The 18101-nt window shown below is 65.6% G+C and carries 15 protein-coding genes; 1 reads left to right on the top strand and 14 read right to left on the bottom strand.

Annotation, left to right across the window (positions count from 1 at the left end):
• Positions 1-51 precede the first annotated feature (51 nt).
• The 9 genes from GE300_RS18330 to GE300_RS18370 form a co-directional block, all read right to left on the bottom strand.
• A complete protein-coding gene (locus GE300_RS18330) occupies positions 52-1230 on the bottom strand; it encodes a hypothetical protein (RefSeq protein WP_154448781.1) in 1179 nt (392 codons plus the stop codon).
• Positions 1220-1438 carry a hypothetical protein gene (locus GE300_RS18335; RefSeq protein WP_154448783.1) on the bottom strand — a complete coding sequence of 73 codons (219 nt, stop codon included), beginning with the start codon at positions 1436-1438 and terminating at the stop codon, positions 1220-1222. Before GE300_RS18335 ends, GE300_RS18330 begins: the two co-directional genes overlap by 11 nt.
• 145 nt (positions 1439-1583) lie before the next feature.
• Positions 1584-1802 carry a helix-turn-helix transcriptional regulator gene (locus GE300_RS18340; protein WP_233417173.1) on the bottom strand — a complete coding sequence of 73 codons (219 nt, stop codon included), beginning with the start codon at positions 1800-1802 and terminating at the stop codon, positions 1584-1586.
• 367 nt (positions 1803-2169) lie between these two features.
• Positions 2170-2793, bottom strand: coding sequence for a hypothetical protein (locus tag GE300_RS18345; protein ID WP_154448785.1), 624 nt, complete (start codon positions 2791-2793; stop codon positions 2170-2172).
• Positions 2794-2878: 85 nt separating this feature from the next.
• Complete coding sequence (locus GE300_RS18350; RefSeq protein ID WP_154448787.1) at positions 2879-4066, bottom strand: site-specific integrase; 1188 nt, start codon at positions 4064-4066, stop codon at positions 2879-2881.
• A 440-nt stretch (positions 4067-4506) separates the two neighbouring features.
• On the bottom strand, positions 4507-5247 hold the full coding sequence (locus tag GE300_RS18355) for a hypothetical protein (protein WP_154448789.1): 741 nt from the start codon (positions 5245-5247) through the stop codon (positions 4507-4509).
• Between the two features lie 85 nt (positions 5248-5332).
• A complete protein-coding gene (locus GE300_RS18360) occupies positions 5333-7207 on the bottom strand; it encodes a glycosyltransferase family 39 protein (RefSeq protein WP_154448791.1) in 1875 nt (624 codons plus the stop codon).
• Positions 7208-8161: a glycosyltransferase family 2 protein gene (locus tag GE300_RS18365; RefSeq protein ID WP_154448793.1), complete on the bottom strand. Its 954-nt coding sequence runs from the start codon at positions 8159-8161 to the stop codon at positions 7208-7210.
• Between the two features lie 165 nt (positions 8162-8326).
• Positions 8327-8914: a VOC family protein gene (locus GE300_RS18370; protein ID WP_154448795.1), complete on the bottom strand. Its 588-nt coding sequence runs from the start codon at positions 8912-8914 to the stop codon at positions 8327-8329.
• A gap of 315 nt (positions 8915-9229) precedes the next feature.
• On the opposite strand from GE300_RS18370, the gene GE300_RS18375 reads away from it, so the two are divergent.
• Positions 9230-11947: a tetratricopeptide repeat protein gene (locus GE300_RS18375; protein ID WP_154448797.1), complete on the top strand. Its 2718-nt coding sequence runs from the start codon at positions 9230-9232 to the stop codon at positions 11945-11947.
• Here the strand turns inward: GE300_RS18375 and urtE are convergent.
• From urtE to urtA, 5 genes are all read right to left on the bottom strand, one after another.
• Entirely contained in the window at positions 11944-12639 is a 696-nt protein-coding gene (gene urtE, locus GE300_RS18380; protein ID WP_154448799.1) for an urea ABC transporter ATP-binding subunit UrtE, read from the bottom strand. The genes GE300_RS18375 and urtE overlap by 4 nt on opposite strands.
• Before the next feature lies 1 nt (position 12640).
• Positions 12641-13381: an urea ABC transporter ATP-binding protein UrtD gene (gene urtD / locus GE300_RS18385; RefSeq protein ID WP_154448801.1), complete on the bottom strand. Its 741-nt coding sequence runs from the start codon at positions 13379-13381 to the stop codon at positions 12641-12643.
• Entirely contained in the window at positions 13378-14661 is a 1284-nt protein-coding gene (urtC, locus tag GE300_RS18390) for an urea ABC transporter permease subunit UrtC (RefSeq protein WP_154448870.1), read from the bottom strand. The genes urtD and urtC overlap by 4 nt, the downstream gene beginning before the upstream one ends.
• Positions 14662-14663: 2 nt before the next feature.
• Entirely contained in the window at positions 14664-16619 is a 1956-nt protein-coding gene (urtB, locus tag GE300_RS18395) for an urea ABC transporter permease subunit UrtB (protein WP_154448803.1), read from the bottom strand.
• A gap of 70 nt (positions 16620-16689) precedes the next feature.
• Complete coding sequence (gene urtA, locus GE300_RS18400) at positions 16690-17955, bottom strand: urea ABC transporter substrate-binding protein (RefSeq protein WP_154448805.1); 1266 nt, start codon at positions 17953-17955, stop codon at positions 16690-16692.
• Between the last annotated feature and the right edge of the window lie 146 nt (positions 17956-18101).

Raw genomic sequence — 18101 nt, forward strand, 5'->3', positions numbered from 1 at the left:
ACAGATAGCGGTTTTTCTGAGCCATAAGAGCACCTTAACATGCTCTCAGACCTACTCAGCTGGAATAGACCCTCCGCGGAATATCAGCGAAATATGCTTCTCCCGCTCCACCTCCTTAAGCGGGTTCGGATCGCATCCACTCCGCATTTCGCACAAATCCGCGTTCATCTCGGCGCATACCGTTTCCCAAAGCAATTGGTTTTGCCAGCGTGCCCGGTTCGGGTCCGTAGGACTTGGGTCGGTGTAGCGAACCACTTCACCGGAGTGACGGCATAGATCGCCGAAACGCTCGTAAAGCTGCGTCCAGGTGCGGATGTTCCAGCCGTCTTTCAGCAGGTCTTTTCCCGCCCGGAACTCCGCGCGCCAAACGCGATTGCGCGGGTTTTTGGGATCGAGCGGCGGAATGCCCTGCCTTTCGAGGGTATCGTTCCAGACGCGCCACCAGTGATCCTTGCCGCGCTTCGTGATCTCCGCGCGTTTGTCATAGACAATGACCTGCCGGTTTCGCGGGCTTCCGATGGTAACTGAGGTAATTCGCCCGGATTTTCCGTGAACGGTCTTCTCCGGTGCGGTCACGAAATCCCGGCGGTTTGCACTGGAATGCATGACGAAGTTCTCAGGAATTAGCGCGAAATCAGGCGCGAGCACGTCGATGCAGAAATCGACCCGCGAAATGCTCACATCGTCTTCGCCGTGCCGGATGCCGAACTTCGCGAGCACGCCGTCCAGGTGGAGCCGGGCGGCGGCCAGGCCGAGGTTCGCCATGAAGGTCGAGCCGAAGGAAACCCGGATTCCCCAGGGATCGCGGGAATTCGGCTTCTTGAAGAACCAGTTCGCGCCGAACGGCCCGCCGCTGGCGACGAACCTGTAGCCGTTGCCGCCGTGCGCTTTCAGGTGAAGCTGAACGCCATTGTATTCGATCAGAACGTCCTGGCGCTCCTTGTCGGCGCGTTCCTTCTCGGTCTCCAGGTACTCGAAAAGTTCCGAGGGGATATTGGCGCGGATCGCGATGGCGAGCGTATCAAACCCCTTGTGGAGAACGCGCATTTCCCGGTCGTCCGGCTCCGATGTATTTCCAGAGGGGGGTGCTACAATCAGCCCCCTTTGCCCGGTAGGGGTGAGCGGTTCGTGGGTATCGGTAGGGTTCGGCATGTGACTTGCGCCTCCGGCGGGGCGGTTTTTGTTTTGGGGCCGGGCTGTGGCCCGGCACTGTTCGAATTCAGCGGTCATTGATCTGCCTCCCGATCCACGATTCCGCGCGTTCGGCGCATCGTGCGAGATTGAGGAGGTCCGAGTGGTGAAAGCTGGTCGTGTTCCGCCATTCGCCGGTATCGGTCTTGTAGGAGCGGGACAGATCGATCGAGTAGAAGCCATCGTTGTTCCAGATGGTCGCGGTGATCAGGCCGAGCCTGAATTTCTTTGCTGGCTGATTTGCCATGTTCGAGTTCCTTTCGATTGCAGAAGCGTGCTGTGCTGACGGCAAGGGAAGGGCGCGAGGTGGCGACACCCCGCGCCCCTTTTCAGGCCATCCGGCCCCAAAATCCCGCGCGGTACCGCCAAGCCCGCGCGGGCAAAACTGAATGTCAGGTTGGCTGTGACGTGTGCGAGACGAGCCGTTCCTCGACCCAGGCGGCGAGGTCCGTGCGGCGGTAGCGCACCGACCGCGACGAGACCTTCACGAAACGCGGGCCTCCGCCGCGATGCCGCCAGTTCTGCAAGGCGCGCACCGAATAGCAGAGGATCGATGCAGCCTCTCTCTCGTCTACCAGCGCATTCGGATCGTATTCTGTGTTCGTGCTCATCCCGGCCATCTCTTTTGCCTCAACAACTTTGATGAGTTGAAGTTAGTTCGGAGCCGGTAAGCGTAATAGTCTGCACGAAAAGGATTAATCAGAACACTAGGGTGTTTCGATTTAAGTATTTGAAATTCATGTATTAATTATGGTGAGTGCGCCGGGCGGGCGCTTTCGATACGCCCGGCGTTTCGATTAATCGGCGGCCTTGCGTCCCGACCGCTTCCAAGCATCCGGCACGGTCTGATCCCAAATCGCATTGAACCGACGCGTAGAGACAGTCGGAAATTCCTTCAGGCATTCGTCGCGCAATGCGACTTTCCCCGGGCTGGCGGCGGTGCCCCGGACCTTGGCGGCAAGCCATTCCGCCGCACGCTCATCTACACCGGCCTCCTGCGCATCCAGTTCGAATGGTTTTGCCCAGGCGTCGAATTCCGATTGGAAGACGAATGCCGCGTGCTTGCGGATGCGCGAGATTGATCGCGGCGATGAGCATCGAAAACGCGTAGTCGATCCGAAAGTCCGGCTCCGACCGCCACTGATCCCATTTGACGAGGTTGTTGTTTGCCGTCACCATCCGGAGCTTTCCGGCGGCAAAGAGGTCCGCGAGCCTTTCTTCCAAAGCTTCACGCCGCTCGAAGGCTTCGGGATTGACTTCCCGATCCTGATAGGATGGTTGCAGCCGGTCTTTTGCATCCTTCAATTGGTTAATCTGCTCGCTCAGCTCAAACTGCCGCGCAGCCAGCCTTGTCTGGCCGCCTTCGGGCAGTGAAAACCCGTCAAAGTGGATCAGCCGCTCAAGATCCACTTGCCGAGACGCAATCTCGTCATCCAGGCGCACGCGTTCCGCCTTTACCTCGGCGGGCTCGGACGCCGGGGCCGCGAAGGCTTCCCGCCCGGTCCATGTGTCGGGATAGGTAAATCGACCGACACGGTCGAAGGCTTGAAGCAGGGAATAGACTTTTGTCAGGTCGAATTGCAGGGGCAGGGTGTTCTGCACGCGGCGGGCCTCCGGTTGAATACGCCGGGACCTTCCTGCATCGGGGGGATAGGTTCAACGCCAAGCGGTGCTGAACCAGGTTCTCTCAACCGCCAATGTGCAGTTGTCGGGGCTCTGTCTTGCGCGCCCTGATCGCCGTGGCAAGACGGGCCGCGACGGACCCGGCGGCGCGCTGGACCGCATCGTCGGCCAGGTGCGCATAGCGCAGCGTCGTTTGCAGGTTCTTGTGGCCCATGATTTCCTTGAGCGTGAACGGATCGATCCCGTCCTTCATCGCAACGGACGCATAGGTGTGCCGCAGATCGTGGATGCGCACGTCGTCCAGCCCGGCGCGCGTGCGGATGCGGTTCCAGGGCTTTTGCAGGTTCACCAGCGGGCCGTCCTCGGACTCGCCCAGGATCACGTACGGGTTGCCGGGCAGGCGCGGCAGGCTCATCAGGATGTCATGGGCTTCGCGCGGCAGGGGAATGCGGCGGCGTCCGGTCTTGCTGTCGGGCAGTTCCAGGTGATGCGTCGTCACATAGTCCCACCGCAGCGTCAGAATCTCCTTGTGGCGGCAGCCGGTGTAGATCAGCAGCATGATTGCCGAAACCGCGTGAACGGTCTCGGTGCCCTCTTCCAGCGCCTCTGCCAGAACCTGACCCAGCCTGATCTGCTCTGCATCGGACAGGTAACGCTTCTTTTCCTCTTCGCGGAACTTCTTGATCCGCCGCGCCGGGTTCGATCCGGCCTGACGCAGCCCCCAGTCTTCGGCCAGATTGAACAGTTTCGAGAGCATCGCGGCGGCACGGTTGGCCTGATAGGGCGTATCGCGCAGCGTGTGGTGGAAGGCGACCACATCGGCGCGCGTAACCTCGGCAATGTGCAGCGGGCCGAGCTTGGGACGGATCAGCCGGGTGATGATGCTGCGATAGTCCCGCGCCGTGGTCGGCTTGCAGTGCTGATCGACATACTCTTCCAGGAACCTATCGCAGAGACCCGCGACGGTCGGCGCGCGCCGCCGGGCCTGCCGTTCGCCGGACGGATCGCCGCCATGCGCCACCTCGCCCAGGGTTTGCCGCGCGAGCTTGCGCGCCTCTTCCGCCGTCAGCACGCCATGCTGGCCCAGGGTGATCCGCCGGGTGCGCCGCCCGGCGCGGTACTGGACCAGGTACGTTCTCTTGCCGGACGGATAGACCCGCAGCCCGAAGCCGCGCATGTCCCGGTCCCAGATCAGGTAGTCGGTTGCGCGGCTTTCGACCGCTTCCACCGTGCGCTTGGTCAGCTTGAACATTGCCAGAACATTCCTTCCCTGCGATGTGCTGCCGGAAGCTATACGGAAGCAACTGGCGGCGAATTCTGGCGTTATCCATGCGCGGTGGGCGCGCGACGCGTCAACGTAACTAACTGATCGCGTTGCATTTTTGAGCGGTCAGCGGAAGTCGGCGAAATCCGGCGAAATGCGTTTGAGTTATCTTTTAATCAGTGGGTCGCAGGTTCGAATCCTGCACGGCTCACCACGTTTACCTTTGATATCAAGGACTTGAAGGCTGCCGGCCTTGTCGGCCGCGCGCTTGGCGGTTCGAGGACTGCAACACCCGCATCCCTGTCGGAAACGCCGCGTGATCCCATCCATCCCGAGGCACCACTCCAGGGTGGCGGGCGAAATCGCATGCCGATTGACGCCAGGAACGCCTGCGCCGACTGTCCGTCTCAAGTCGGCGTCGCACCGGCCTAGAGAACGCTCATCAGGTGATCCAGCTCGTCGGAAAATGGCTTGGGGCGTTGCTTGGTGACGGTCGCGAACAGTGCGCCGGGGGCTTCCAGGCGCCGGATCCAGCCGGCGGGCCGGGCGAGGCTGCGGATCGGCAGGCCGCGCTCGGCGCACCAGCGGGCCAGGCGGATGTCCACGAACCCGGCGCTGCCGTCCATGAACCCGAACGGCGGCAGGATCTCGGGGCGCAGCATGCTGACCCCCGAGCCGGGCAGGTTCACCAGCCGGTCGCGGGCCTGCCGCTCCCAGAACCGGTCCTTGCTGCGGAACCTGTGCGGATCGTCGAAGCCCTTCCGCAGGCGGCGAATCGTGCGTTTCAGCTGCAGCGGGTTCAGCGCGTGCGGCGCCGGCCGGAGGATCGCGCCGTGATAGGTGTAGAGCGTGTCCCGCGCGGTCATGCGGGCCAGGGTGCTGGCCACGTAGTCGGGCGGGTACAGGATGTCGTCGTCCAGCAGAAACACCGCCTCGGCGCCGCCGGTGTCGGCGAAGAACTTGCCGGTGTCCTTCAGGTCCCGCGGCGGGATCAGCGGCGCGACGTTCGGGTGCGCGCGAAGAAATGTTGGCACCTCCTTGAACTCGTTCAGCACGAGGTTCAGCCGCCCCACTTGCGGTGCAACCGCGTCCAGAACCGCGTTCAACAGGTCCAACCGGGCGGGGAAGGTCGTCATGTTGGCAATGATCCCGGCGGTATCGGAGTGCATGGAGATTTCGTTACTCTGTGCCTAGTTTTCAGCGCCGCGCACTCTTCGCTCTCTGCGCGATCACGTCAAGGGATGGACTACGAGCTTAGCGCGACGAGGCGAGGGAAAAGCCGTAGACCGGTTCTTCGCCAATCGAACCCAGTTTCGTGCGCTGGATGTCGAGGCCAGACAGGGAAGCCTGTATCTGAGCCAAATGTGCAGCATCACGTCCCACGATCATTCGCCCATCTGCAATGGCCTCACGGACGAAGGCTTCGTCCATCGATCCGTCGCCGAGCCCGGTGAGCGCAAGTAGGGTATCGCCGCGTTCGATCAGGCCAGCAAAAGCGGGAACGAAATTATCGTATACAACAGCGCCCTTCGGGACCATTGCCGCGTATGCATTGCTAACCAGCTGCGCGCGCGCCCGAAGTGATAGTGCCTGCGTTACATCGTTCACATACGCTGTATATCCGCTCCAGACCAAGGCGACGATACTTAAGATCCAAAGCATAGACGCGAAGCGCCGAGTAAGAAGCCATAGGAGCGATGCCGCAGCAAGCAGCAGGACGAGCAGGGGCGGAAGCCGGTGTTCGATCAGATATCCGGACCAGAAGGGCGTAACCACTGAAAGCAGCGACAAGCCCAGCAGAGTGAGAAGTGCTGCGCGCAGAGCCAGGCTTGTGGACGGCGCCGCGCTCTTCTGAAGGGCCACCAAGCTCAGTGCAGCAAGATACGCCAGAAACGGTAAAGTATAGATGAAGTACCTCATGTTCGCGGCCAGGCCTCCGTGCCAAGCCTTTGCCGAAAATGGCAGAATTACGATTATGATTACGAGAGAGGCCAACACAATTCCCTTTCGATGTCTATCCTCTGTGAGCGCCAGAAGTGGCAATAGACCGATCCAGGGCAGGCTTTGCGCGAGAGCTTTTTTATGCAGCGTCCAGAAAGTGACGCGTCCGTATTCATCCCTCGCTAGTTCCGGATAGCGACCAACGTCGGGATGTTGGCTGAGGTCGACAATCAGCACGTAGAGGCCCTTTAACAGCCGTGCATAAAATTCTTGTACCAAAGGGAAAAGCGCCGAACTTAGAACGACTAAAGCCAATGCGCCAAAGGTTAGTAGTCTTCTATGGCGGGGAAAGTGGCGATAGAGGAGCGTGGCGGCACAGGCAACTAGTACGATTGCGAGAACCGAAACGTGCCCGGAAAGCGATACTCCGCCATCGCCCTTCGATCCGTAGGTGAAAGGGTTGAATATGCCGAACTTGGCGGAGTTAACCAATGCCGCACCAAGTAGCACGGGAAGAAGTCCCGCGGCGGCACAAATCAGGTGGATGTAAGGACGCGGTGCGAACAGAACAAGCCATGCCGTAATTGCGGGTAGGACGAGGGCAACATCTGTTCTGATCAATATCCCGAGACCGAGGATTAAGCCGCCGGACCCGGCGAGAATCGGACGAAACGAATTGCTCTCGGCTACTTTGGCTGCGAACAGGGTCGCCGACATCACGAACGCCAAGGCCAACGCGTGTGGCCACACGGCGACAGCATAGTTGGACAGAAAGGTCCCGAGCAGAAGGATCAGCGCCGCGGGAATGGCGACGCGCCTGCCGCTAAGAATGTTTACCAGTTTCCATGTCGCCCAGATTGCGACCGCTGCCGCCAAAAGATTCAATATGAACAGGCCGCGAATGCCTAGAGCAGCCTGAAACGGGGCCGCGATGATGGTGAAGCCAAACGGGTACTGTGCGACCAAACCGGTTGGCCCCGGTCTGAGAAACAACAGTGTTAGGTCGTCGCTTTCATATATTTCGTAGCCGTTCCCGATAGCCAAGCTGCCGTGTTCCGCGAAGGCTACTACAGATAAGTATTGAACAACTTCATCGACAGTATAAAAACCAGTCGGCGCGACCAGCAGCAGCGGCAGCCACAGCACGACTGCCAGGATGGCGATGCGGCGTCCGCTCCAGGTGCCCATTCAGCGCACGGTCCTGAGGATCTTCTCTTCCAGCGCGCGCGAGCGCAGCTCCTGCAGGAGCACGCGGTTCGCGGCCACCAGATCCGCGAGGACGCCGCCGATCAGCAGCACCACGCCGGCCGCGAACAGGCCGGTGCCCAGGATCAGCGACTGCAGGTGCCCGGCGCCGTCGCCCTGCGCGTACTGCACCAGGAACCGCAGGATCGCCAGCAGGCCGGGCAGCGCGACGACGATCGACGACCAGAAGAAGAAGCGCAGCGGATAGTATACGAAGCCGATCCGCAGGATCGTCATCGTCGAGCGGGCGATATAGCCCCACATCGAGCGCATCAGCCGCGACGGCCGCGTCGGCGGGTTCACCTTGATCGGCACCGAGGCGACGGCGATGTTCATCCGTCCGGCCTGGATCAGCGTCTCGAGCGTGTAGGAATAGCTGCTGAAGGTATAAAGCCGGATCGCCGCCCGCTTGCTGACGGCGCGAAAGCCGCTGGTGGCGTCGGTCACGTCCAGCCCGCCGCTGGCCTGCCGCACGACCCAGGTGCCGACATGCTGAAGCGTGCGCTTGACCGGCGAGAAGTGCTCGATCTCGGACATCGGGCGGGCGCCGACGACCAGGTCGGCGCGGCCGTGCAGGATCGGCGCGATCAGATCGGGCAGGAACGTCGCCGGGTACTGGTTGTCGGCGTCGAAGTTCACGATCACGTCCGCGCCCAGAAGCAGCGCGTGCTCCAGCCCTATGATGTAGCTTTTCGCCAGGCCGAGGTTGTTGGGATTGCGCAGCACATGGTCCGCCCCGGCGGCCCGCGCCACCTCGGCGGTGGCGTCGGTCGAGCCGTCGTCGATGACCAGCGTCTCGATGACGTCGACGCCCGGCAGCTGCGCCGGCAGCGTCGCCATCGTGTCCGCCAGCTGGTCGGCCTCGTTCAGGCAGGGGATCATGATGATCAGCTTCATGCGTCGCCCCGGCCCGGCCGCGCGGGCCCGTGGATGTCGTTCGTCAAGGGCCTGCCCGTCCGCCTGTTGCCTGCTGGGCGGACGGTACAGGGCAAACCGATGCGGTTTCAACGGCCAAGCGGGCGCGCCGGCCGCGCGCGCCCGCACCTGTTGCAAAGCCGCCGGCTAGCGCGTGTACGGGTTCTTGGGGCCGCGATCGTCGGACAGCGAGCCGCGCCGGCCCAACTCCAGCGCCTCGATGGCGTCGGCCAGGTGCTTTTCCTGGATGTTGTAGTCGCCGGCGGCGACCCGGCGCTTGTGCGCCTCGAGCAGCACGTCGCCGTGGGTGAAGCCGCGCGGCGGCTCGAACCGGTAGGACGCCAGTTCGATCAGCAGGCCCATCGGGTCGCGGAAGTAGAAGCTGTCCATGAAGCCGCGGTCCTTGTGACCCGAATGGCTGATGCCACGCTCGTCCAGCCGCTCCTGGATCTGGCGCGAGGTCGCCTGGCTGACGTTGAAGGCGATGTGGTGCACGGCGCCGATGCCCTGCGGCACGGCCTCGGCCTGGGGCGCGCGATCCTCGTTGCAGAACACCGTGATCAGCCGGCCGTCGCCGGGATCGAAATACAGGTGGCTCTCCGCGGGCGCGTCCAGGTTCGGCTGGTCGAAGATGAAGGGCATGCCCAGCAGGCCTTCCCAGAAATCGATGCTGGTCTGGCGGTCGGCGCCCACCAGGGTGATGTGGTGGACGCCCTGGGTCTGGATCTTGCGCATGGTGCTGTCTCCTTGGCTGCCAATGGCCAAGAATAGCGTGTGTCCGCACCCAGCATAGCCGGTATTGATCCGTAGTGGTCCAGCGCCACCATTGCCGGGCGCCATACAAGTTAACCTGCTGATCCGGTGCGCCATTTTCGCGCCGATTTTCGGATTTTGCCGCGGGATGAGCGAAATTTCGTCGCATTCGCCCGCATAGTGTGCGGTCGGGCGGGCACCGGAAACGGCGGCTCGCGGCCTGCGGGCCGAACGGAACGCCTCCGGCGCGTATTGCCGGCGGAACGCGGGATTGGCCGCGCCAGGACTGGAGTAAAGATGACACGCGTACCGGCCGACACAAGTTCCTGGGTTCTGGATCCGGACAGCGCGGTCCGGCGGCGCGCGCCGCGCGACCCGGCGCTCCGACACCGCGATTTCGACAGCCGCTACGACGACCGCAGCGTGTTCTTCGACCTGTTCCGGACCGAGGACCCGCAGCGTCTGGTCGCGCTGGGCCCGCCGCTGCTGAACCTTGCCGAGGATCTTGCGCTGACGTTCCGCGCCGAGCCGTCGGGGCAGATGTGTTCTTTCGTGCACCGCCGGCTGGTCAACGTCGACCGGATCGAGATCGCCGTACCCGCCGGAACCGAGCGGCTGACGGTCCGCTGGGCCGCGGGCGAGACCGTGCTGACGCCGTCGCCATCGCTGGTGCCGGACTTCGCCGGGCAGCGGGCCGTGTTCACCATGTCGCGGGACAACGACCTGCAATGGATCCGCGACTGGGCGCAGTACTACGTCCGGGTGCACGGCGCGACCGCGGCGGTGATCTACGACAACGGCTCGGCGCGCTACGCGCCGGAGGACGTCGCGCGCGCGCTGGCGGGGGTCGAGGGGCTCGACCGCCACGCCGTGCTCGCCTTTCCCTTTCCCTATGGCCCGTGCGACCATCGCCGCCCGGCGACGCTTTGGCTGACCGAGGCCGACTACTGCCAGCGGGTCAGCCTGGAACACGCGATGCAGCGCCTGTTCGCGCGCGCCGCCTCGGTGGTCAACGCCGATGTGGACGAGCTGATCTACGCGGCCAGCGGGCGCAGCGTGTTCGAGGCCGCCGAGACCTGCGACACCGGCTACATCGAGGCGCGCGGCGTGTGGATCGAGGCCGCCCACGACGGCCGCGTCGCCGATGTCCGCCATGCGGCGTTCTCGCGTCGCGTCGATGCACAGCCCTGGCACAGCTGCGAGCCGAAATGGGCCGCCGCGCCGGCGAAGCTGCCGGCCGAGGCGCGGTTCTCGGTGCACAGCGTCTTCGGCGCGGCGCCGGCGCCGGCCAGCCTGGAGTTCTGCTTCGGACACTTCCGCGGCATCAACACCAACTGGGATCTGCACCTGAGCAACAACACCCGGGAAGCGCGCACCGCGACCGACGGCACCGCACCGCTGGCCGAGGTGCCGGAACTGCGCGCCGCGCTGGACCGCGCCTTCCCCGATCGTTCGGAAAATCCGATACCGACCCCGCGCCCGGTCGAGCGGACCGACGTGATCGCCGATTTCGCCCTGCAGTCGGCCGAACTGGCCGAGGAAAAGCTGCGACCGGACGCGCCGGCGCCGGTACACCTGCACCACTCGTCGACCTGGCGCGTGTACCCGTCGCGCCGCGCCGCGGCGATCGACGCCGGATTGCGGGCGCTGGAGCTGAAGCCGCGGTCGCTGCCCTGCCTCGAGGCCGTGGTGCCGCTGCTGCTGCGCGCGGGGCTTGCCGACCGCGCCGTGTCGCTGGTCGATCTGGCCGCCGAGCCCAGCGATCCCGCGCGCCCGGCGCGCTGGCGCGCGCTGCGGGCGCGCTGCCTGATGGAGATCGACCCCGCGGCCGCCCTGGCCCAGATCGACGCCGCCATCCTGCAGGCCCCGGACCGGCCCGGCTATCACCTGCTCAAGGCGCGGCTGTTGCTGGACGCGGGCGACAACGAGGCGGCGCTTGCCGCAGCCCGCCGCGGCGAGACGCTGCTGGACCGGCCGGACCGCCTGCTGCGCGAGGCCGCGATCGAGGCCGAGCGCGGCACCGAGACCGGGCTGTTCACGCTCCACGACCCGCTGAACCTGGAACTGGTGCACCCGCGCGAGCTGTGGCGCGTCAAGCTGGTCGCGCTGCGTCGTCTGGAACGGTTCGCCGAAGCGGTCGAGGCCGCCCGGCGGCTGGTCGCCAGCGATCCGCTGCAGGCGCACCACCATGCCGAGCTGGCCCGGGTTCTGGCGGCCGCCGGTCAGGACGCCGCCGCCGCCGAGGCGCGGGCCGCGCAGCTGGCGGTCGCGCACCGGACCTGGCAGGCCGGCGAGCTGGTGCCGACCAGCACCGAGCCGCGGCAGATCGCGCTGGGCGGCCACGCTGCCGCCTATGCGCAGGCGCTGATCGTGAACGGCAGGATCCGCGATGCGATCGAGACGATCGCGCCGCTGTTCGAGCACGAGCCGCTGCCGGTCGGCCCGATCGCCGAGCTGGCCGAACTGCTGGCGCAGCAGGGCCGGCCGCAACGCGCGAGGGACCTGCTGGACCGTGCCGAGCGCCTGGCGCCCGACGCGGCCGAACTGGTCGGTGCGCGCGCCGCGACCCTGGCCGCCGCGGAGCGGTGGAAGCCGGCGCTGCGGGCCGCGCTGCGGCTGCCGGACACCGCCGTCGACACCGCCTTGCGGGTCCTTCCCGGGATCGCCGCCGCGCTGTTCGAGCGCGGCGAGCACGACCTTGCGGCGCAGGGCTTCGAGCGGGCGGCGGCACTGAAGCCCGGAGCGTTCTTCTTCCGGGTGCGCGCCTACCGGGCGCGCGAGGCGCTGCAGGACCGGCCTGCCGCGCGGCGGATGGCCGAGTGCATGGCCCGCGACTTCCCGGACGAGGCGCGCGCCCACGTGTTTCTCGGCAAGGAACTGCTGGCCGACAACGAGATCGCCGCCGCCACCCGCGAGGCCCGGATCGCGCTGGCGCTGGCACCCGAGCTGCGGGCCGCGCGGGTGCTGGGCCGCAAGCTGGGCGTGGACGGGCCGAAGGAGCGGGCGACGCGCTAGACGCTGACGTTGCGCAGCAGCGTGTCGCGGTCGATCCGCGCCCGGTCGCCCTCCAGGATCACCGCGCCGCGCCGCAGCACATGGAAGTGGTCGGCCAGATCGTAGGCGAAGTCGAAATACTGCTCGACCAGCACGATCGCCATGCTGCCCTGATCCTTCAGATAGCGGATCACCCGGCCGATCTGCTGGATGATGTTCGGCTGGATGCCCTCGGTCGGCTCGTCCAGCAGCAGCAGCTTGGGTTTCGTCACCAGCGCCCGGCCGATGGCCAGCTGCTGCTGCTGGCCGCCGGACAGATCGCCGCCGCGACGGTTCTCCATCTCGCGCAGCACGGGGAACAGCTCGAAGATTTCGTCCGCAACCATGCGCTCGGTGCGCGGCAGGCAGGCGAAGCCGGTTTCCAGGTTCTCGCGCACGGTCATCAGCGGAAAGATCTCGCGCCCCTGCGGGACCGAGGCGACGCCTTTCTTCGCCAGCACATGCGCCGGGCGGTTGGTGACCTCCTCGCCGTCCAGCCGGTAGTGCCCGCCGGATGCGCCGTGGCGGCCGGCGATGACCTTCAGCAGGCTGGTCTTGCCGACGCCGTTGGTGCCCATGACGCAGGTGATCCTGCCGGTCTCGGCGCTCAGGTCGATGCCGTGAAGGATCTGGCTGGCGCCGTAGTGCAGGGTGATGTCTTTCAGATCCAGCATGTCAGCGCCCCAGATAGACGTCGATGACGTCCTGATTTTTCGTCACATGGTCCAGCGAGCCTTCGGCCAGCACAGAGCCCTCGTGCAGCACCGTCACCTTGCAGCCCAGCTTGCGGACGAAGTCCATGTCGTGCTCGACCACGATGACGGCGCGGGTTTCGGCGGCGCGGCGCAGCAGGTCCACGGTGCGGTCGCGCTCGGCCTTGGTCATGCCGGCGGCGGGCTCGTCGACCAGCAGCAGGCGCGGCTCCTGCGCCAGCAGCATGCCGATCTCCAGCCACTGCTTCTGTCCGTGCGACAGGATCCCGGCCCGGGTGTTCAGCTGATCCGCCAGCCCGATCTCGGTGGCCAGTTCCCGCACCCGGCCCAGGTCGCCGTCGCTGCGCCGGTAGCGCAGGACCGAGAACGGCCCGCGGTCGTTGCGCAGCGCCATCACCAGGTTGTCGAGCACGCTCTGATCCTCGAACACCGTCGGGCGCTGGAACTTTCGGCCGATCCCCTCGCGCGCGATGCGGCTTTCGGACATGCGCAGCAGCGAGACGTTGCGCTCGCCCCAGGTGACGTGGCCGCTGTCGGGCCGGGTCTTGCCGGTGACGATGTCCATGAACGTGGTCTTGCCGGCGCCGTTCGGCCCGATGATCGCCCGAAGTTCCGCCGGGCCGATCGAGAAGCTGAGGTTGTTGATCGCCTTGAACCCGTCGAAGGCGACCGAGATGCCGGAAACTTCCAGTAGCTGGCTCATTGCTGCTCCGCCTCCCTGAACGAGCCCTTGTCGGGGCCGAGGTCCGCGCCGTGGCGGTCGGGGACCACCTTGTGCCGGATCACGTCCACCAGCCCGCCGATGCCCTTGGGCGCGAACAGCGTGACCAGGATGAAACTGAAGCCCAGCAGCACCAGCCACCAGTCGGTCCAGCGGATCACATAGAAGCCCAGGTCGATGTCCGGGGCCTGCCCGCCGGTGAACCAGCTGGAGACGAGCGACACGAAGGCCGCGCCGATCACTGCGCCGTAAAGCCGCCCGCGCCCGCCGATGGCGACCCAGACCGCCAGGTAGATCGAGGCGATGGGCGCGATCTCCGCCGGCGAGATGATCCCGGCCTGCGGGTAATAAAGCGCCCCGGCGATGGCCGCGATGATCGCGGTCAGGGTGAAGATCACCAGCTTGTAGCCCTCGACGTTGTAGCCCAGGAAGCGCACCCGCGCCTCGTCGTCGCGGATGCCCCGGATCACCGAGCCGAACTTGCCCGCCACGACCCAGGCCGCCAGCACATAACCGATGGCCAGCGCCGCCGCCGAGGCCCAGAAGAAGCGGATCGAGACCTCGGACTGCGGCAGGTGGGTCATGCCGGGGATGTTCTGCAGCCCGGACAGCCCGTTGTTGCCGCGCAGCCCGCTTTCGTTCTGGAACAGGTACAGCGCCAGCGCCAGCGTCATCGCCTGCGTCAGGATCGACAGGTACACGCCCGTGACCCGGCTGCGGAACGCCAGCCAGCCGAACACCAGCGCCAGCAGGCCGGGGACCAGCACGACCAGCGCCAGTTGCGCCGGAAGGCTGGAGGCGAAAGCCCAGATCGCCGGGATCTCGGAGCCGCCGACGACGCCGAAGATCTGCTGTCCGACGGCGGCGCGCAACTCGTCCGGGGTGGGGGGCAGGGCTTGCGCGGCGGTGGCGGACAGGACGATGCCTTCGGTCCGCTCCCACATCAGCCACATGCCGATCATGTAGCCGCCCAGGCCGAAGAAGGCGAAATGCCCGAGGCTCAGGATCCCGCAGTAGCCCCAGACCAGGTCCATCGCGATGGCGACAAGGCACAGGCAAAGCGTCATGCCCAGCGTCTTGACGAAGCTGGTCGACAGCGCGCCGGTGCCGGTGGCCTCGGCGCCGAGCGTCACCGCCAGCGTGAACAGCGCCAGGATGCCGAGGAAGATCAGCACCGAGGGGTTGCGCATCACGAAGCTGCGGTGGGCCTTCGGTGCGCCAAGTACTGGCGCGACACCGGGGGCGAAGCTGGAACGGATCATGGTCATGCCTCTGCCGCCCGTCCTTTGAGTGCGATGATCCCGCGCGGGCGGAACTGGATGAAGATGATGATCAGGACGATCATGAAGGTCTGCGCCGCCAGCGTGTTCGACGGGTTGAACCACTCGATCCCCTTCTGGAAAAAGCCGATCAGTGCGGCGCCGGCCAGCGTGCCCCAGATGTTGCCGACACCGCCGACCACGACGGTCATGAAGCTTTGCACGATGTAGTCCTGGCCAAGTTCCGACGTGACCTTGGCGAACAGGCCGATGGCGACGCCGGCGATCCCGGCGATGCCGGAACCGAGGCCGAAGGTCAGCATGTTGATCTTGTCGGGGTTGATGCCCATCGACGCCGCCATGCGCGGGTTCTGGGTCACGGCGCGAACCTCCAGCCCCAGACGGGTGCGGTTCAGCGTGAACAGCAGCAGCACCAGGAAGATCAGGCCGAGCGCGAAGATCGCGATGCGGATGTAGCTGATCGAGATCACGTCGTTGAACACCAGCGCCCCGTCCAGCCAGCCCGGCGCGGTCAGCGGACGCGCCTGGGTGCCGAAGATGTTCTTGGCCAGCTGCTGCAGCGCGATCGAGATGCCGAAGGTCGCCAGCAGCGTTTCCAGCGGCCGGTTGTAGAGCCAGCGGATCACCAGCCGCTCCATCGCCACGCCGGCGGCGAAGGTGACGGCGAAGGCCAGCGGCAGGGCGACGACCAGCGAAAGCGTGTAGTTCGGCACGAACTGCTGCACGACGTAGCCGGTGTAGGCGCCCATCATGATGAACTCGCCATGCGCCATGTTGATCACCCGCATCACCCCGAAGGTGATCGCCAGGCCGATCGCGGCGAGGAAATACAGCGAGGCGAGCGACAGCGCATCGAGCGTGATGTCGATGCCCCGGCTGACCATCACCCCGGTCTCGATGCTGGCCAGGCTGCGGCGCGCGGCGTCGGTGATCGCGGCCGAGGGTTCGGCATAGGCGAGGTAGTAGCTGTGCGCCCCGACCGCCTCCTGCTGCGCTTCAACCGGCACATCGGCCGGCACGACGCCGCGTGCGGCCAGCTCGTCATAGGCACGGTTGCGTTCGGTCCAGGTATCGAGGTCGGTCGTGGCAAAGCCCGCCACCAGCCCGTTCTCGGCATTCGCCTCCAGCGCGACGCGCTTGGCGGTACGGTCAACGGCGGGCGGCGCGAGGTCCTTGCTCACCAGCAGCTCGTAGGCGTCGTCGAAGGTCAGTTCCTCGCCGCCGGGGCGCAGCTTGCGGGCGACGTTCAGCGCCTCGGGCGCGTCGCCCTCGACGACCACGGTGCGGGTCGCCAGCAACGGGTTCAGCGCCGCGCGCACGTCGAGGCCGAGATCGCCGTCGAAGCTGCGGATCGCCGCGACACGGGCCTGATCTGTATCGCCGTAGGGGATGGTCAGAAGACGCTCCATCCGCTCTTTCGCGGCGCGAATTTCGGCGTCCTGCTCGGTCTCGATCGCGCCGCGCAGCGCCTCGAGATGACTGGCCTCGGGGTCGCGGGCGATGGCGTCGAGCGCCGCGCGGCGGCTGGCCGGGTTCGGGTCCTGCAACTGGAACTGCACCAGCGCCGCGCCGATCAGGCCGCGGATGCCGCTGTTGGGTTTCAGCTGCTTCAGCTCGGACTTGTCCGCGGTGCCGGCGGGCTCGCCCGTGGCGATGTCCAGCAGCGTGTAGGTATCGCCGTCCTTCTCGACGAAGAAGAAGGCGCCGTCAGCCTCGCGGATCCAGAGGTCCTTCTCCTGCCAGCGCTCCATCACGGTCTGCGCTGCGGGCAGACCGCTTTCGCGCAGCGCGTCGATGGCCGGCTGGATCGTCTTGCGGGAGCTTTTGGCGATCACCTCGCCATGTTCCTGCAACAGGTCCTGAATGGGCGAGGCCTGCCCCAGCGCCTGGATCGGCACCAGCAGGCAGGCGGCGAGCGCGATGGCTCGGATGAGTCTCATGAATGTCCCCCGGAACGGATGGACGGCACGAGGCGCAAGGCCCCGTGCCGCCGGGATCGGGCCCGCAGGCTCAGTAGTTCGACTTCTGCTGCACGCAGGTCGCGGTTTCGGTGTTGTACATGCCGCAGCCGAGATCCTTCCAATCCGACTTCAGGATCGCCGACTCGGGCAGGAAGTCGGTCCAGGCGTCGCCCGGCACCGGGTCGGTCTGGCTGAGGATGTCGAACTGGCCGTCCTCGGTGATCTCGCCGATCAGCACCGGCTTGGTCAGGTGGTGGTTCGGCAGCATCTCGGCCACGCCGCCGGTCAGGTTCGGGAAGGTCTGGCCGTACATCGCCGCGCGCACCGCGTCGACGTCGGTGGTGCCGGCCTGCTCGACCGCCTGCACCCACATGTTGAAGCCGATGACATGGGCTTCCATCGGGTCATTGGTCACGCGGTCTTCGCCCATCTTCGCTTTCCACGCGGCGACCCATTCGTCGTTCTCGGCGCTCTCGGCGGACTGGAAGTAGTTCCACGCGGCGAGGTGGCCGACGAGGTTGGTGGTGTCGAGGCCCGAAAGTTCCTCCTCGCCGACCGAAAAGGCGACGACGGGGATGTCGTCGGCGGACACGCCGGCGGCGGCCAGTTCCTTGTAGAAGCCGACGTTGGCGTCGCCGTTGATCGTCGAGATGACGCCGACCTTCTTGCCGTCCGCGCCCAGCGCGACCACGTCCGAGACGATCGTGGACCAGTCGGAATGGCCGAACGGCGTGTAGTTGACGAAGATGTCCTCCGCGGCGATGCCCTTGTCCTTCAGATAGGCCTCGAGAATGCGGTTCGTGGTGCGCGGATAGACGTAATCGGTGCCCAGCAGCGCGAACTTCTCGACGCCCAGTTCTTCCAGGAAGTAATCCGTCGCCGGGATCGCCTGCTGGTTCGGCGCGGCGCCGGTGTAGAACACGTTCTTCGAGCTTTCCTCGCCCTCGTACTGGACCGGGTAGAACAGCAGCCCGTTCAGCTCCTCGATCACCGGCAGCACCGACTTGCGGCTGACCGAGGTCCAGTTGCCGAAGATCACGTCGACCTCCTGCACGCTCAGCAGTTCGCGCGCCTTCTCGGCGAACAGCGGCCAGTCCGAGGCCGGGTCGACGACCACCGGCACGATCTCTTCGCCCAGCAACCCGCCCTTGGCGTTCTGCTGCTCGATCAGCAGCAGCATGGTGTCCTTCAGCGTCGTCTCCGAGATCGCCATCGTGCCCGACAGGCTGTGCAGGATGCCGACCTTGATCTCGGCCGAGGCGGTGCCCGCCATGGCCATGATCAGCCCCGTCGTCGCAAGCAGTTTCGCTTTCATCTGGCGTGTCCCTTCGTGTTGTTGACCGACGCCGGAGACGCACATCCGCCCCCGCTGCCTCGGTCCTAGGAGGCCGGAGCGTTGCTGTCTGCTGCTATATTTGCGCTGGGGCGTTCGAAAAAATGCAGCGGTCGGCGGGCGGGCGC

The sequence above is a fragment of the Halovulum marinum genome, assembly GCF_009697225.1.
In the GTDB taxonomy this organism is placed as follows: Bacteria; Pseudomonadota; Alphaproteobacteria; order Rhodobacterales; family Rhodobacteraceae; genus Halovulum; species Halovulum marinum.

Coding starts and splice junctions, on each gene's coding strand:
- GE300_RS18355 (WP_154448789.1), bottom strand. CDS start 5,247: ATGCACTCCGATACCGCCGGGATCATTGCCAACATGACGACCTTCCCC.
- GE300_RS18335 (WP_154448783.1), bottom strand. CDS start 1,438: ATGGCAAATCAGCCAGCAAAGAAATTCAGGCTCGGCCTGATCACCGCG.
- GE300_RS18340 (WP_233417173.1), bottom strand. CDS start 1,802: ATGAGCACGAACACAGAATACGATCCGAATGCGCTGGTAGACGAGAGA.
- GE300_RS18370 (WP_154448795.1), bottom strand. CDS start 8,914: ATGCGCAAGATCCAGACCCAGGGCGTCCACCACATCACCCTGGTGGGC.
- urtB (WP_154448803.1), bottom strand. CDS start 16,619: ATGAGACTCATCCGAGCCATCGCGCTCGCCGCCTGCCTGCTGGTGCCG.
- urtD (WP_154448801.1), bottom strand. CDS start 13,381: ATGAGCCAGCTACTGGAAGTTTCCGGCATCTCGGTCGCCTTCGACGGG.
- GE300_RS18360 (WP_154448791.1), bottom strand. CDS start 7,207: ATGGGCACCTGGAGCGGACGCCGCATCGCCATCCTGGCAGTCGTGCTG.
- GE300_RS18375 (WP_154448797.1), top strand. CDS start 9,230: ATGACACGCGTACCGGCCGACACAAGTTCCTGGGTTCTGGATCCGGAC.
- GE300_RS18365 (WP_154448793.1), bottom strand. CDS start 8,161: ATGAAGCTGATCATCATGATCCCCTGCCTGAACGAGGCCGACCAGCTG.
- GE300_RS18330 (WP_154448781.1), bottom strand. CDS start 1,230: ATGACCGCTGAATTCGAACAGTGCCGGGCCACAGCCCGGCCCCAAAAC.
- urtE (WP_154448799.1), bottom strand. CDS start 12,639: ATGCTGGATCTGAAAGACATCACCCTGCACTACGGCGCCAGCCAGATC.
- urtA (WP_154448805.1), bottom strand. CDS start 17,955: ATGAAAGCGAAACTGCTTGCGACGACGGGGCTGATCATGGCCATGGCG.
- GE300_RS18350 (WP_154448787.1), bottom strand. CDS start 4,066: ATGTTCAAGCTGACCAAGCGCACGGTGGAAGCGGTCGAAAGCCGCGCA.
- urtC (WP_154448870.1), bottom strand. CDS start 14,661: ATGATCCGTTCCAGCTTCGCCCCCGGTGTCGCGCCAGTACTTGGCGCA.